Origin of the sequence: Aeromonas sp. 602396 (genome assembly GCF_049173735.1) — a bacterium.
Classification (GTDB): Bacteria; Pseudomonadota; Gammaproteobacteria; order Enterobacterales; family Aeromonadaceae; genus Aeromonas; species Aeromonas veronii_A.
In genome coordinates this window covers 128,386-143,405 of the sequence record NZ_JAAKSD010000007.1, presented here as the reverse complement: position 1 = coordinate 143,405, position 15,020 = coordinate 128,386, and the positions used below count along the sequence as shown (strand labels likewise).

Sequence of the window (15,020 nt, the reverse complement as noted above, 5' to 3'; positions counted from 1 at the left end):
TAAAATAAATGATGTGATTGATTAATATATTTCGGCGGTGGCAAGGGTCGCGCTGTAATATTTCTATAGGCGTGGTTTTCTCCGATGTTCTTACCCGCCAGATATCACTGATACTATTTCCTGCCCGCATCCAGTTATTTCAAACTGTCGTAATCCTGATTTTCTTTATGGGTGATGCCGCTCTAGTTGCGGGATCACCGGATTGGTCCGCTGATAATGCAGACTCGCGGCCATGCCTGCCAACGACAGTGTGTATCGCTGTCCATGGTTCGTCCGGCCCTCTCTCCACCCCACTCGGAGGATATCGTATGACCGAAGAGCCCAAACCTCGACCCTCGGGGTTCACGTCTCCCCACTCCTGATCCCCCCTGCGGGGACGGGATGCGGTGTTCTGACCCCTGATCTGACCCAACCATGCAGGTTAGCTCGACGGCAGACATTTGTCTGACGAGCCGCCCCGTGCGCGCCAGTTGAGCGTGCCGGCAACGAGTCGGGTTCACAGCTTTCGATATCAGTACTGACGCCTGGCCTGGCCCGCGACAGGGCCCTTCTGCAAGCGAAAATCAGGATTTAAAGTTATGAAGCAACAACATACTGCCAGCCGGCACAAGCAACAGGGGTTCGTCGCCCCGGGCCGTGCCAATGAGAAGCTCTCCTCCCGGGTGCTCGACGAGGCCGACAAGTCCCTCGAATACACCCTCACTGCCGTGCGCGGCAATATCGACGGCCTGACCGCGACCGAGGCGGCCAACCGTCTGGTCCAGTTTGGCCCCAACGAGGTGACCCACGACAAGCCGCCCCATCCATTGATCCAGCTGCTGCAGGCGTTCAAAAACCCGTTTGTGATGGTCTTGATGGTGCTTGGGCTGGTCAGTTACGTGATGGACGTGCTGATGGCCGAGCCGGGTGATGAGGACTGGGTCAAGGTGATCATCCTCGGTGTCATGGTGGGCCTGAGCGGTCTGCTGCGCTTCTGGCAGGAGTACCGTTCCGCCAAGGCGGCCGAGGCGCTCAAGTCACTGGTGCGCAACACTGCCACTGTACAGCGTCGTCCCTCGCCGGGCGCTACCCCCCAGCGCAAGGAGGTGGCAATGACCGAGCTGGTGGCCGGAGACATAGTGCACTTGCAGGCGGGAGACATGATCCCCGCCGACATCAAGCTGATTGAATCCCGCGATCTCTTCATCAGCCAGGCGGTGCTGACCGGTGAAGCACTGCCGGTAGAGAAGTATGACACTCTGGGAGCTGTGGCCGAGAAGTCGGCAGACGGCAACAGCACAGGGGACGTGGGGTTGCTCGATCAGCCCAACATCTGCTTCATGGGCACCAACGTGGTGAGCGGTACAGCCAAGGCTGTGGTGGTGGCCACCGGCAGCGACACCTACTTCGGTTCGCTGGCCCGCAACGTGGTGAGCCACAAGCGCATCGAGACCAGTTTCGATCGCGGCGTCAACAGCGTCACCAGGCTGCTGATCCGCTTCATGCTGGTGATGGTGCCCATCGTCTTTATGCTCAGTGGTATCAGCAGTGGTGACTGGATGTCGGCGCTCACCTTCGCGCTGGCGGTGGCGGTAGGGCTCACCCCCGAGATGCTGCCGATGATCGTCTCCGCCAACCTGGCGCGAGGGGCGGTGGCCATGGCCAAGCGCAAGGTGGTGGTCAAACGGCTCAACTCGGTGCAGAACTTCGGTGCCATGGACGTGCTCTGCACCGACAAGACAGGTACCCTGACCCAGGACAAGATCATCCTCGAGCACCACTACGACGTGCGTGGCAACCGGGACGACCGGATCCTGCTGCTGGCCTGGCTCAACAGTTATCATCAGAGCGGCATGAAGAACCTGATGGACATCGCGGTGATCGAGCATGCCGATGTGCTGGGAGCTGGCTGCAAGCCGGCTGGTTACAGCAAGGTGGATGAGTTGCCATTCGACTTCGTGCGCCGCCGTCTGTCGGTGATCGTACAGGATGAGCGTGGCCAGCAGCTGATGGTCTCCAAGGGGGCGGTGGAAGAGATGCTGGCCGTCTCCAGCCAGATCGCCGATGGCCAGGAGGTGCGGGATCTGACCGACGCCGATCGCCTTGCCCTGCTGCGCCAGAGCGAGGAGTTCAATGCCGAGGGCTATCGGGTACTGATCGTGGCGACCCGCGAGATCCCGGCAGGCGAGTGCAAGCAGAGCTATCGTACCAGTGATGAGGTCAATCTGGTGGTGCGCGGCTTCCTCACCTTCTTCGATCCGCCCAAGGATTCGGCCGCACCGGCCATCCGTGCGCTGAACGACTATGGTGTGGCGGTCAAGGTGCTGACCGGTGACAATCCCATCATCACCAGCAAGGTGTGTCGTGACGTAGGGCTGGAGCCCGGCTTACCGCTGCTCGGCAAGGATATCGAAGGAATGGATGACGTGGCGTTGTGCGAGGTGGTCAAGCAGACCACCATCTTCGCCAAGCTCACCCCGCTGCAGAAGTCGCGGGTGGTGAAGGCGCTGCAGGCCAACGGCAACACCGTCGGTTTCCTCGGTGACGGCATCAACGATGCGCCGGCGCTGCGGGATGCGGACGTAGGGATCTCGGTGGACAGCGGTGCCGACATCGCCAAGGAGACCGCCGACATCATCCTGCTGGAGAAGAGTCTGATGGTGCTGGAGGAGGGGGTGATCAAGGGGCGCGAGACCTTTGGCAACATCCTCAAGTACCTCAACATGACCGCCAGTTCCAACTTCGGCAACGTCTTCTCGGTGCTGGTGGCTTCCGCCTGGCTGCCATGGGCACCCATGCTGGCGATGCAGATGCTGATCCAGAACCTGGTGTATGACGTCTCCCAGATGCTGCTGCCGTGGGACAAGATGGATCCCGAGTTCCTCAAGCGGCCGCGCAAGTGGGAGGCGAGCAACATCAAGCGCTTCATGCTCTGGCTCGGCCCGACCTCGTCGGTGTTCGATATCAGCACCTACTGCCTGATGTGGTTCGTGTTCGGTGCTGGCGCCCTCTATGCCACCGCCAACGGCAGTATGGATCCGCTGGTCAACGGTCAGGCCATCATGAACTCCGGCTGGTTTATCGAGGGGCTGGTGTCGCAGACGCTGGTGGTACATATGCTGCGTACCCGCAAGATCCCGTTCCTGCAGAGTACCGCTACCCTGCCGGTGCTGCTCTCCACCTCGATCGCCATTGCCATCGGCTGTTACCTGCCCTTCTCGCCTGTGGCTGAGCACTTCGGCTTCATCACTCTGGATGGGCCCAAGTACTTCATGTGGCTGGTGATCACCATGCTGGCCTACATGGGGCTGACCCAGACCGTCAAGACCATCTACATCAAGCGCCACGGCCAGTGGTTCTGATGACGTGCTAGCTGACGGGCCGGTGTGATCCCGGCGCGACAGAAAAAAGAGAGCCAGCCCACGCAAGCGGACTGGCTCTCTTTATTTGGTGTGACCCGACTCCCTTGTTGGCGAGTACCGGCCTGTGGCTTAGAGCTTGAACAGCGGGCGCAGGCGAATACCGATCAGGCTGCCGGCGAGGGCCATCAGCATCCAGACCCAGCCGTGCAGGCTGCCGGAGGCGGTGCCGTCGAAGAAGCCGCCGAGGTTGCAGGCGCTGTACATGGCGCCCATCCCCATCAGCAGGCCGCCGAGGATGGATGCCAGACTGTTGCCGATCCGCATCGGGGCGAAGTTTCCGCCACCGCTGATGCAGCGCGCCAGCATGGCCCCCAGAATGCCGAGCCAGAACATGCCGACCATGGGATTGATGAAGAGTGGCTGGGCCAGCTTGGGGTTGCCCTCGAACAGGCCGAACAGAGAGGCGCCGCGCAGCGCCATGTCATAGACGGCGCCTGTGATGGTCCAGGCCGAGCCGTGCAGGGCGACGACAGTGGAGTTGAGTATGGCGATGATGATGCCGCCGGTCAGCACGGTGAAGCGGCCATCGCGCCAGAACAGGTTGCCGCCGCTGAAGAGGGGCTTGAGTTCGCCGGTACGCTTGAGTTCGCTGTTGCGAAACAGCAGGAACAGCGCGGCGACCAGCGCCAGGTTGAGCAGCATGCCGCTCCAGATATTGCCGGTCAAATCCTTGGCCAGCACCACATGGCTGGAGAAGGTGGCCTCCAGTTCGGGGCGGAACTGGTTGCTGATGAGGGTGCCGATTCCGTAGCAGATCAGCACCAGCCAGAAGCGGGGTTGTCCCTCGCCGCAGCAATAAAGAGTGCCGGTGGCACAGACGCCTGCCAGCTGCATGCCGATGCCGAACAGGAAGGCACCGACGATGAAGGGAATGCCGATAGCCATCACGTTGCCCACCATGGCATCGCCAAACAGGGCGTGACTAAAGGAGAGGAAGGTGGTGAACAGCAGAATTTCGATGGCGATGGTGAGCAGGTGAACCCGCACATAGTAACTGTTGCGCTTGGTCAGCATTTCGCGCCAACCGAACACGATGCCGAAGCGGCTGAAGGAGAGGGTGAAGCCAAAGCCGAATCCGATCAGGGCCATCAGGGCCCATTTCATACCAAAGGTGTTGCCAAGCCAGAGTAACGCTCCCCCCGCGATTGCCACGATGGGGAGCGACCATTTTCGAGTCATAGCTGTAATTCCTTATAGCTGGATGGAGAATAGGGAGTGCGGATCCTATTCCCACATTGAGTCCAAGGCTACCGGTTTAACAGGTCAGGGGGCGAGAAAATGGCATATCGCTTCTGATGACTTTGTTAGCTACTGATTTGATTTTGAAGGCTTTATATTGCTCGTTGCAGCAGGACGCTTGCCGTTGCGCAGCCCATCCAGCGTGAAGATCAGCAGCGCGCTCCAGATACAGGCGAAAGTAAGAGCCTTGTCCATTGCCAGCTCCTCGCCGTAGAGAGTGACAGCGAGGATGAACATCAGGCTGGGGCCTATGTACTGGAAGAAGCCCAGGGTGGAGAGCTTGAGCCGTGTCGCGGCGGCGGTGAAGCAGAGCAGAGGGGCTGTGGTGACGGCGCCAGCAGCGATCAGCAGCAGGTTGAGGTGCCAGTCGTTCTGGGTGAGATGGCTGGTGGGGCTGTCGGCAATGCCCCACAGATAGATTGCTGCCGGTGGCAGCATGATCATGGTTTCGATCAGCAGACCGGTAAGTGCATCGAGGGCCAGTTTTTTGCGCACCAGGCCATAGATGGCGAAGCTCGATGCCAACACCAGTGCAATCCAGGGCAGGGAGCCAAAGGCGATAAGCTGGATCGCCACCCCGGCAAAGGCCAGCGCCACCGCCCACCACTGCAGGCGGCGCAGTTTCTCGCTCAGAAACACCATCCCCAGCAGCACGTTGAACAGCGGGTTGATGTAGTAGCCGAGGCTGGCATCCAGCATGTGGCCGTTGTTGATGGCCCAGATAAACAGCAGCCAGTTGCCGCCAACGGTGACCGAGGTAAAAGCTAGGGTGAGCAGCACTTTTGGCTGACGCAGCACTGCCTGCACCTTGTGCCACTGGCGGCCAGCCAGGGTGAGCACCATCAGCAGCACGCAGGACCAGATCATCCTGTGGGTCAGAATTTCAGCGGCCGGGACGGCAGAGATGGTCTTGAAATAGATGGGGGCTATGCCCCAAAGGGTATAGGCGCACAGGGCGTAGATGACGCCCTGACGCTGGATCTGTTGCGGCATGCGGATGACCTTTACTGAAGCGTTGGATGCGGGAAAACATCGCAAAAAATCAGTGTAGCGATCCTTTTGCGGGGAAAGAAGCGAATAAACGAAGTTTGAGGGATAGGAGGAGTGTGGCTGGCAGGTCAGCCTTTACCGCGACGGATCTTGTCGACGTCCATCAACAGCCACAACATCAGGGCGATGGCGGAGATCCAGGGGCCCCAGGTCACGTAGGCCTCGCCGTGCCCCAGCACGAAAAACAGCAGGGGCAACCCGATCACCAGAAAAAGTACGCTTCCCAGAAAAAATAGCATTTTTGTCTTTATATTTAATGGTTTGCTTATTTGATGATTATATCGATTGTGCCGCCTGATGGAAGACCAAAATGCAAAAGGGGGGATTTCTCCCCCATTGCTGATGATGATGGCTATATATACCTTTATTCGAGCTGGATCCAGGTACTTTTCAGCTCGGTGTACTTCTCCAGCGCGTGCAGCGACTTGTCACGACCGTTACCAGACTGCTTGAAGCCACCAAACGGCATGGTCATGTCGCCGCCATCCCAGTTGTTGACGAATACGGTGCCAGCACGCAGGGCGCGGGAACCCTTCACCGCCTTGTTGAGATCCGCGGTCCAGATCGCCGCCGCCAGCCCGTAGTCGGTGTCGTTGCCCAGAGCAATGGCCTCTTCGAGCGTGTCGAAACCGGTCACTGCCAGCACAGGGCCGAAAATCTCCTCGCGGAAGATCCGCATCTCGGGTGTCACCTCGTCGAAGATGGTGGGCTCGATATAGAAGCCGCCGCTCTCAAGATTGGTGCGTTTGCCTCCCAGCAGTAGCTTGGCTCCCTCCTGCTTGCCAATCTCGACATAGCGCAGCACCTGCTCCATCTGGATGTGATCCACCATGGCGCCGATGCGGGTCGCAGGGTCGAGCGGGTTGGCTGAGATCCACTCGCGGGCATGGGCCAGCAGTCGCTCCATAAATTGCGGCTTGATGCTGTTTTGCACCAGCAGGCGAGAGGCGGCGGTACACACCTCGCCCTGGTTGTAGAAGATGGCGCCAGCGGCGCTCTTGGCCGCGGCGTCCAGGTCCGGCGCATCTGCCAGTATGATGTTGGGGCTCTTGCCGCCGCACTCCATAAAGGCGCGCTTGAGGTTCGACTTGCCGGAGCACTCCACCAGATGCTTGCCGATTTTGGTGGATCCGGTGAAGGTGATGCAATCCACATCCATGTGCATGGCCAGCGCCTCGCCCACGGTATGGCCAAAGCCCGGGAGTACGTTGAACACGCCGTCAGGAATGCCTGCCTCTTTGGCCAGACCTGCGATACGCAAGGCGGTCAGGGGGGACTTTTCGGAAGGTTTGAGAATGACCGAGTTGCCGGTAGCGAGCGCCGGCCCCAGCTTCCAGCAGGCCATCACCAGCGGGAAGTTCCACGGCACGATGGCGGCAACGACTCCGAGCGGTTCCCGGGTCACCAGCGCCAGGGCGGATTCCTCGACCGGCGCGACCTGATCGTAGATCTTGTCGATCGCTTCGGCGTTCCAGGCGATGCAGTTGGCGGCGGCAGGAGCATCGTAGCCCATGGCATCGCCGATGGGCTTGCCCATGTCCAGCGACTCCAGCAGTGCCAGCTCCACCTTGTTGAGACGCATCAGTTCGGCGAAGCGCTGCATGATCAGCTTGCGCTGTTTCGGCGGCAGGCCGCTCCAGCGCTTGTCGTTGAAGGCATCACGCGCGGCCTGTACCGCCAGCTCGGCATCGGCGGCATCGCAGGCTGCTACCCTGGTCAGCAGCTTGCCGTTGGCCGGGTTGATACAGTCGAAGGTGGCACCATCGACGGCATCCCGATAGCTACCGTTGATAAAGGCTTGTGAGGGCAGGGTCAGATGGGCGGCCTTGTGTTGCCACTGGGCCAGGGTCAGGTCACTCATGTTCACTCCTTGAACCGGCAAAAGTCATTGTCCGCGTATCAATATGCTAAACATCCTGCCACTTGTAAATCCATTTTGTAACAATTCATTAAACATTGGCGGCTGGCTGACCCCTTATCACCCTGTTAGAAACTGGCGGGGGTATTGGCCGAAATCAATACGCACTCCTGCTCGCCCACATTGCGAAAACGGTGAGGAGTGCGGCTGTCGAAGTAGTAGCCGTCCCCCGGTGTCAGCAGGTAGATCTGCTCACCCACGGTCACTTCAACCTCGCCCTTGATGACGATGCCGCACTCTTCACCCTCGTGGCTCAGCATGTCGTCGCCAGTGTCGGCGCCCGGTGGCAGCACCTCCTGCAACATGCCGATGGCACGGTTGGCACGGCTGTGGCCCACCAGCCGGTAGCTGATGGGGTGAGTGCCGAGATCCGGCATATCGGCGGCGCGAAAGATCACTTCGGAGTCCATTTCGGTCTCGTCAGTAAAGAAGCTGGCCAGTGACATGGGGATCCCTTCCAGCACCTTGCGCAGGGAGGCAACTGACGGGCTCACCTGATTCTTTTCGATCTGGGAGATGAATCCGTTGGTCACGCCCGAGCGTTTGGCCAGCTCGCGCTGGGAGAGGGCCGCCTTGGTGCGAACCGCCTTGAGACGGTGACCGATATCCATCGATAGACACTCCTTGACTGTTTACTATTATTAAATTTGTGTTAAATATCTTATACCACCCTGTAGAGTCATCTAGCTAGGGGTGGCATCAGACAGGGCGATAATGAGCCCTTTTTTATGGATTCAGGTGTTTAATTTAATGGGCAATAGCCAATAGTTGCTAAACACCTTAAGGATGAGGTGACCATGAAACCGATCAGCGACATCAATACCCCCTCCGACATGTCCGCCTTCTGGATGCCGTTCACCGCCAACCAGCAGTTCAAGGCGGCGCCGCGCATCCTGAAGTCGGCGGAGGGGATGTATTATCACTCAGAGGATGGCCGCAAGATACTGGATGGCACTGCCGGACTCTGGTGTTGCAACGCGGGCCATGGTCGGCGCGAGATTGCCGAGGCGGTCTCCCAGCAGATTTCCCACCTCGATTTCGCCCCCACTTTCCAGATGGGCCACCCCTTGCCGTTCGAGCTGGCCAACCGGCTGGTGGAGATCGCTCCCCAGGGCTTTGGCCATGTCTTCTATACCAACTCCGGCTCAGAGTCGGTCGATACCGCACTCAAAATCGCGTTGGCCTGGCAGCGGGCTCGCGGTCAGGGCACCCGCACCCGGCTGATTGGTCGCGAGCGGGGTTATCACGGGGTTGGCTTTGGCGGCATCTCGGTGGGGGGCATTCCTGGCAATCGCAAGTGGTTTGGATCCCTGCTGACCGGGGTGGATCATCTACCCCATACCCTCAATATCGCCAAGAATGCCTTCACCAAAGGACTGCCCGAGGAGGATGTGGCGCTGGCCGACGAGCTGGAAAAGATCGTCTTTCTGCACGATGCCAGCAATATCGCGGCGGTGATCGTCGAGCCCATCGCTGGCAGTACCGGCGTGCTGATGCCGCCGAAAGGCTATCTCAAGCGGCTGCGGGAGATCTGTACCAAACACGGCATCCTGCTGATTTTTGACGAGGTGATCACCGGTTTCGGTCGTCTTGGCTCCCCCTTTGCCGCACAGGAGTTCGATGTCATCCCCGACATGATCACCTGCGCCAAGGGGCTCACCAACGGCGCTATCCCCATGGGAGCTGTACTGGTGCAGAAGCACATTTATGACGACATGATGGCGGCAGGCAAGGGGGCCATCGAGCTGTTCCACGGCTACACCTATTCTGGTCATCCGGTGGCTGCTGCTGCGGGGCTCGCGACCCTCGAGATCTATCGCAACGAGAACCTGCTCAGCCGTGCCACCGATCTGGCGGGCTACTGGGAGGAGGCGGCCCATTCGCTGAAGGGCTGCAAGCATGTGAAGGATGTGCGCAACTACGGGCTGGTGGCGGGTATCGAGCTGGAATCGATGCCGGATGCGCCGGGCAAGCGCGCCTATGAGGTGTTTGTCCGCTGCTTCGAGAAGGGGGCTCTGATCCGGGTGACCGGCGACATCATCGCCCTGTCGCCACCCCTTATCATCGAGCGCAGCCAGATCGACGATCTCTTCACCCTGCTGCAGGATGCCCTGCAGGCACAACCCTAACCCATATTTGATGGCCCCGCACTGCGGGGCCTTGCGTTGATTTGCTCAGCGCATTTACCACATCAGTTATCACGGAGGATACATGACATACAGGGTCAGCAACTTCATCAACGGCCAGCCGCAGGAGAGTCGTAGCGAGCGCCAGGGCGCCATCTTCAACCCAGCCTGCGGCAAGCAGCAGGGGAGCGTCGGGCTTTCCAGCGCCGCCGAGTGTCAGGAGGCGATCGCCATCGCCGAGCGTGCCTTTGCCGACTGGTCGCAAACCCCGCCGCTGGTGCGGGCTCGGGTCTTTTTCCGCTTCAAAGAGTTGATGGAGCAGCACAGGGACGAGCTTGCCCAGCTCATCAGCCGCGAACACGGCAAGGTCTTCTCCGATGCGCAGGGTGAGTTGACCCGAGGGTTGGAGGTGGTGGAGTTTGCCTGCGGCATTCCCCATCTGCTCAAGGGGGAGCACTCCCTCAACGTCGGCCGTGGGGTGGACAGCTACTCCATGATGCAGCCGGTCGGGGTCTGCGCCGGTATCACCCCGTTCAACTTCCCGGCCATGGTGCCGCTCTGGATGTTCCCGGTCGCCATCGCCTGCGGCAACACCTTTATTCTCAAACCCTCCGAGAAGGATCCCTCTCTCTCGCTGCGGATGGCCGAGCTGCTCAAGGAGGCCGGTCTGCCGGACGGCGTGCTCAACGTGGTGAACGGTGACAAGGAGGTGGTGGATGTGCTGCTGACCGACCCGCGAGTAGGTGCCGTGTCGTTTGTCGGTTCCACCCCTATCGCCCAGTACATCTATGCCACCGCCTCGGCCCACGGCAAACGGGTGCAGGCGTTGGGCGGCGCCAAGAATCACATGGTGGTGATGCCGGATGCGGATCTCGATCAGGCGGTCTCTGCCCTGATGGGGGCCGCTTATGGGGCCGCGGGCGAGCGCTGCATGGCCATTTCGGTAGCCGTGGTAGTGGGTGACGAGACCGCCGATGCCTTGGTAGCCAAACTGAAACCGCTCGTTGAGAAGCTGCGGGTGGGCCCGGGGCTGGGCCAGAGCCCGGAAAACGAGATGGGGCCGCTCATCAGCAAGGAACATCTGGCCAAGGTGCGCGGCTACGTGGATCAGGGGGTGGCCGAAGGGGCCACGCTGCGGGTCGATGGTCGCACGCTGAGCCACGACGAGGGTTACTTTATCGGTGGCTGCCTGTTTGACGAGGTGACCCCCGAGATGCGCATCTATCGCGAGGAGATCTTCGGCCCTGTGCTCTCCATCGTGCGGGTGCCGGACTACGAGACGGCACTGCGGCTCATCAACGAGCACGAGTACGGCAACGGTACCGCCATCTTTACCTGTGACGGCGACACCGCGCGGGACTTCACGGCGCGGGTGCAGGTCGGTATGGTAGGGGTGAACGTTCCCATTCCGGTGCCGATGGCGTTTCACAGCTTTGGCGGCTGGAAGCGCTCCATCTTCGGGCCGCTCAACATGCACGGGCCGGACGGGGTTCGCTTTTATACCCGGATGAAGACGGTCACGGCGCGCTGGCCCCAGAGCCTGCGCAGTGGTGCCGAGTTCTCCATGCCAACCATGAAGTGATGAGCCAAAGGCTCACCACCATGATTTGATTCTCTTGCCCCCGCAGATCGCTGGTCTGCGGGGGCACTTCTGTAAAGGAGCAACAGATGCGATTGGGAATTCTCGATTGTGACCGGCTGGATCCCGATCTGGCGGATCGTTTTGGCCCCGTCTACTCCGAGATGTTTATCAGGGGGTTTCAGCCGCTGGCACCCGAGCTGGAGTTTCGGGTCTGGTCAGCCATCGATGGCGAGTTGCCGGAGGATATGCATGAGTGCGATGCCTGGCTCATCACAGGTTCACGCCACGATGCCTACAGCGATATCCCCTGGATCCAGGCACTGCGTGGCTGGATCCGCCATGCCCATGATGCCGACGTCAAGCTGGCCGGGATCTGTTTCGGCCATCAGGTGATCGCTCAGGCGCTCGGTGGCGAAGTGGTGAAATCAACCAAGGGGTGGGGGCTGGGGGTGTCGGTTCACCCCATGCTGGAAGATGCCCCCTGGATGGCGCCGGCGCGGGATCATATCCGCATTCTGGCGAGCCATCAGGATCAGGTGGCGTTGCTGCCACCCGGAGCAACCCGGCTGGCGGGCAACGATTTTTGTCCCAACTTCATGTTCCTGCAGGGGGACAACATAGTGGCCATTCAGGGGCACCCCGAGTTCTCTGTGGAGTACAACCGGGCGCTGATCGAACGGCGCCGTGGCCTGCTGCCCGACGAGCGTTACCAGAGCAGCCTCTCCTCGCTGGAGGGGGAGGTGGATTCGACCACCATGATGCAGTGGTTGCTGCAGTTTTTGGGGATCCTGCCGCTGCGGGCTGGCGCGGCCTGAGCCCGGTTTGTCAGCGACCCCCTTCGGGTGCTAGATTTTGTAGCAAAATGAAGGATCAAGCGCTGCGATGTCGGGATCGGATGATACACTGGCCGCCCTTTGTGGCGGCCTGTTTGTCTGGCGTGATCGCCGCACCAGCTTGAGAGGGTGAAGCCTTGAAACTACAGCAATTGAAGTACTTGATCGCGATCCGGGACCACAACCTCAACGTCTCGGTGGCGTCCGATGCGCTCTATACCAGCCAGCCCGGGGTCAGCAAGCAGATTGGCCTGTTGGAGAGCGAGCTGGGAGTGCGGATCTTCGAGCGCCGTGGCAAGCATCTGCACCGCATTACCCCGGTAGGCGAGGAGATCATCAAGTGTGCCGAGGCGATGCTCAACATCGAGAGCAAGATCAAGGCGATCTCCCGCGAGTATCTGGATCCGACCGTTGGCACCCTCAACATCCACACTACCCACACCATCGCCCGCTATCTGCTGCCCAAATCGGTTACCTACTTCACCAAGAAGTACCCCAAGATCTCGTTCCACCTCCATCCGGTGATGTCGGCGAGCAAGGAGCAGATCAGCAAGGGTTACTCCGATTTCTCCATCGTTGCCCACGAAATTGGCTTCGACAAGGAGCTGATCGCGTTGCCCGCCTACCTTTGGACCCTCTCGCTGGTGGTGCCGCAGGATCACCCGCTGGCCAAGGTGAAGAAGCCGACGCTGGAGCAGCTCTGCCACTACCCCATCCTCAGTTACGAGAGCGGTGCCACCGGTCGGCAGGTGCAGGACGAGGTGTTTCAGGCGGCGGGGCTGACCCCGAGCTACTACATGACGGTAATGGATGCCGGAGTGATCAAGCGCTATGTGGAGCTGGGCTTTGGCATCGGCATCATCTCCTCGCTGGTGGCCAACGACACCGACAGCCCCGGGCTGGTCTCAATCAATCTGGAGCACCTGTTCAAGCCCTGCCCGGCCCAGATCTGCTTCAGCAAGAGCATCCTGCTGCAGAACTACATGTATGACTTCATCAGCTCCTTCTCGCCCCACCTCACCAAGGAGGTGATCCAGAGCGTGATGCAGCAGCCGACCCAGGCGCGCATCGACGAGCTGCTGGCCGGGGTGGAGCTGCCCATCTATTGATCCTGATCGGATTCCCGATCGCTGCCGGTTGTCTCTTCTGTCAGGCTGGGCTCTACTCGGGGTTCAGCCTGTCTCTTTTGGGCTATATCCATCGTCCGAGGTCTCTATGTCCCGTATTCTGCTGCTTGCCAATCTCAACTGTGATCATGTGCTCTCCCTCTCCGAGCCGCTGGTGGCGGGGGCCCGGCTGCAATACGTGGATCAGGGACGCAGGCTGGGAGGTGGTGCCGCCAATACCGGCATCGGGCTGGTGTGGGCGGGTCACGAGGTGACCATTGCCTCACGCATCGGGCTGGACGAGACCGGCGACTGGCTGCTGGAGCAGGCGGCCGGTTACGGGCTGGATTGCAGCCATGTGGAGCGCTTTGGCGGCGAGACCGGCGAGTTGCTGATCCTAGTTGACTCCACCGGCGAGCGCACCATACTTCGCCGTCCCCGTCGTCCCGATCTGCCCGGTGATCTGCCACAGGAGGGGATCGACTGCCTCTACGTGAACTATCCCGGCACCGCCATCATCAGCTACATGCGCCAGATGCTCGGCAAGAGCTTCGTGGTGGCCCAGTATCCCAAGGGCGGCCAAGCGCGCCGTCCCTGCCATGTGCTGGTGGCCTCCCGCTCCGATCTCGGCGAGGTGAGCGACCCCTGGCAACATGCCCGCCAGTTGGCGGGGGATCAGCTCGAATGGTTGGTGTTGACCGAAGGCAAGGCGGGCGCAGTGGCCATCCATGGCGAGGAGCAGATCAGGGTCGCCGCCCGGCCGGTTTCAGTGGTTGATACCACGGGGGCAGGGGATGCTTTCGCTGGCGGATTGATCCATGGTCTGGCACGAGGCATGGCGATCAAGGATGCGTTGCAGTGTGCGGTGGACTGGGGCGCGTTTGCCGTCGCCTCCGAGAGTTCCATCCCCTCGGTCGCGCTGAAAAACTGGCTGAAACAGCCCCACTGAACCACCTCTCTACTGGTCGATTGAGGGGCGGTTCGCAGGCCATATGACTGCTGGTCGAAGGGGCTTGACGAGGGGGACTATTCGGGAGATTTACCCGCCATAAAGCGGGCAAACGCCCGGCTAACCCGGCAAGTTTGCGATCAATCAAAGAAAGTGTCGATTTATGTGCATCTTCATCGACACCCGGTTGTGCTGCTCTTAACCTGTGACTCCGCAACTCAGATTAAGAGACAGGCCCACCCTCTGGCGAACCAATGGCGAACCAATGGCGAACAGAGGCAAACCGGTTGTCTCCTGCCTCTTAGCTCAATGTTGTCGTCCTGATTCCTGGCTTGTAGTAAGAGGCAAGTGCGACCATGCAACTGACACGATTTACCGACTACGCCCTGCGTACCCTGACCTTCCTGGCGGTGCAGCCGGGCGATCGCCTGTCGACCATTACCGAAGTGGCCGATACCTTCGGCATCTCTCGCAACCACGTGGTCAAGATAGTGCACCAGCTCGGCATCAAGGGGTACATCGAGACGGTGCGTGGCAAGCATGGCGGTATCCGCCTCGGTCGCTCCGCGGTCTCCATCAACCTGCGCGATGTGGTGATGGACATGGAGCACGTGCTCTGTCCGGTCGACTGCAAGCGCGAGAACTGCCGTCTCTCCGGTGGCTGCCGCATTCAGGGCATTTTGCGCCGCGCCATGAACGCCTTCCTCGAAGTGCTGGGTGAGTACACCCTGGCTGATGCGGTGCGCGACCCGACCCGTCTCTGTCACCTGCTGGGCATTGAGCAGGAGTCCATTCTGGCGATGGCCTGACTGGTAG

General features: G+C 60.3%; 12 protein-coding genes. 7 read left to right on the top strand and 5 right to left on the bottom strand.

The annotated features are described in order from the left end of the window. Nucleotides 1–578 precede the first annotated feature (578 nt). Entirely contained in the window at nucleotides 579–3,341 is a 2,763-nt protein-coding gene (gene mgtA / locus G5229_RS10985) for a magnesium-translocating P-type ATPase (RefSeq protein ID WP_421209103.1), read from the top strand. 129 nt (nucleotides 3,342–3,470) lie between these two features. Here mgtA and G5229_RS10980 read toward each other — a convergent pair whose 3' ends face one another. The 5 genes from G5229_RS10980 to G5229_RS10960 form a co-directional block, all read right to left on the bottom strand. After that, nucleotides 3,471–4,580 (bottom strand): YeeE/YedE thiosulfate transporter family protein, encoded by a 1,110-nt coding sequence (locus G5229_RS10980; RefSeq protein WP_216952316.1) that lies wholly within the window; start codon nucleotides 4,578–4,580, stop codon nucleotides 3,471–3,473. Between the two features lie 129 nt (nucleotides 4,581–4,709). Continuing rightward, on the bottom strand, nucleotides 4,710–5,633 hold the full coding sequence (gene rarD / locus G5229_RS10975) for an EamA family transporter RarD (protein ID WP_421209102.1): 924 nt from the start codon (nucleotides 5,631–5,633) through the stop codon (nucleotides 4,710–4,712). 125 nt (nucleotides 5,634–5,758) lie between these two features. Then, nucleotides 5,759–5,929 (bottom strand): hypothetical protein, encoded by a 171-nt coding sequence (locus G5229_RS10970; RefSeq protein ID WP_005341999.1) that lies wholly within the window; start codon nucleotides 5,927–5,929, stop codon nucleotides 5,759–5,761. A 125-nt stretch (nucleotides 5,930–6,054) separates the two neighbouring features. Then, complete coding sequence (locus tag G5229_RS10965) at nucleotides 6,055–7,551, bottom strand: aldehyde dehydrogenase (RefSeq protein WP_421209101.1); 1,497 nt, start codon at nucleotides 7,549–7,551, stop codon at nucleotides 6,055–6,057. Between the two features lie 125 nt (nucleotides 7,552–7,676). Next, complete coding sequence (locus tag G5229_RS10960; protein WP_042012327.1) at nucleotides 7,677–8,219, bottom strand: cupin domain-containing protein; 543 nt, start codon at nucleotides 8,217–8,219, stop codon at nucleotides 7,677–7,679. A 186-nt stretch (nucleotides 8,220–8,405) separates the two neighbouring features. Between G5229_RS10960 and G5229_RS10955 the strand changes: the two genes are divergently transcribed. From G5229_RS10955 to G5229_RS10930, 6 genes are all read left to right on the top strand, one after another. Beyond that, nucleotides 8,406–9,737 carry an aspartate aminotransferase family protein gene (locus G5229_RS10955; protein ID WP_266135664.1) on the top strand — a complete coding sequence of 444 codons (1,332 nt, stop codon included), beginning with the start codon at nucleotides 8,406–8,408 and terminating at the stop codon, nucleotides 9,735–9,737. 82 nt (nucleotides 9,738–9,819) lie between these two features. After that, nucleotides 9,820–11,316: a CoA-acylating methylmalonate-semialdehyde dehydrogenase gene (locus G5229_RS10950; protein ID WP_421209100.1), complete on the top strand. Its 1,497-nt coding sequence runs from the start codon at nucleotides 9,820–9,822 to the stop codon at nucleotides 11,314–11,316. An 86-nt stretch (nucleotides 11,317–11,402) separates the two neighbouring features. Then, entirely contained in the window at nucleotides 11,403–12,131 is a 729-nt protein-coding gene (locus G5229_RS10945; RefSeq protein ID WP_421209099.1) for a glutamine amidotransferase-related protein, read from the top strand. 155 nt (nucleotides 12,132–12,286) lie between these two features. Then, nucleotides 12,287–13,258, top strand: coding sequence for a LysR substrate-binding domain-containing protein (locus tag G5229_RS10940; protein ID WP_033114758.1), 972 nt, complete (start codon nucleotides 12,287–12,289; stop codon nucleotides 13,256–13,258). 106 nt (nucleotides 13,259–13,364) lie between these two features. Then, nucleotides 13,365–14,204 (top strand): PfkB family carbohydrate kinase, encoded by an 840-nt coding sequence (locus tag G5229_RS10935; protein WP_216952307.1) that lies wholly within the window; start codon nucleotides 13,365–13,367, stop codon nucleotides 14,202–14,204. A gap of 356 nt (nucleotides 14,205–14,560) precedes the next feature. Then, nucleotides 14,561–15,013: an Rrf2 family transcriptional regulator gene (locus G5229_RS10930; RefSeq protein WP_005341983.1), complete on the top strand. Its 453-nt coding sequence runs from the start codon at nucleotides 14,561–14,563 to the stop codon at nucleotides 15,011–15,013. The last annotated feature ends 7 nt before the right edge of the window (nucleotides 15,014–15,020 follow it).

Bases quoted from the DNA above. Each gene is read 5' to 3' on its own strand.
- G5229_RS10960 (WP_042012327.1), bottom strand. From the start codon at position 8,219: ATGGATATCGGTCACCGTCTCAAGGCGGTTCGCACCAAGGCGGCCCTC.
- mgtA (WP_421209103.1), top strand. From the start codon at position 579: ATGAAGCAACAACATACTGCCAGCCGGCACAAGCAACAGGGGTTCGTC.
- G5229_RS10945 (WP_421209099.1), top strand. From the start codon at position 11,403: ATGCGATTGGGAATTCTCGATTGTGACCGGCTGGATCCCGATCTGGCG.
- G5229_RS10980 (WP_216952316.1), bottom strand. From the start codon at position 4,580: ATGACTCGAAAATGGTCGCTCCCCATCGTGGCAATCGCGGGGGGAGCG.
- G5229_RS10955 (WP_266135664.1), top strand. From the start codon at position 8,406: ATGAAACCGATCAGCGACATCAATACCCCCTCCGACATGTCCGCCTTC.
- G5229_RS10935 (WP_216952307.1), top strand. From the start codon at position 13,365: ATGTCCCGTATTCTGCTGCTTGCCAATCTCAACTGTGATCATGTGCTC.
- G5229_RS10950 (WP_421209100.1), top strand. From the start codon at position 9,820: ATGACATACAGGGTCAGCAACTTCATCAACGGCCAGCCGCAGGAGAGT.
- G5229_RS10930 (WP_005341983.1), top strand. From the start codon at position 14,561: ATGCAACTGACACGATTTACCGACTACGCCCTGCGTACCCTGACCTTC.
- G5229_RS10965 (WP_421209101.1), bottom strand. From the start codon at position 7,551: ATGAGTGACCTGACCCTGGCCCAGTGGCAACACAAGGCCGCCCATCTG.
- G5229_RS10970 (WP_005341999.1), bottom strand. From the start codon at position 5,929: ATGCTATTTTTTCTGGGAAGCGTACTTTTTCTGGTGATCGGGTTGCCC.
- rarD (WP_421209102.1), bottom strand. From the start codon at position 5,633: ATGCCGCAACAGATCCAGCGTCAGGGCGTCATCTACGCCCTGTGCGCC.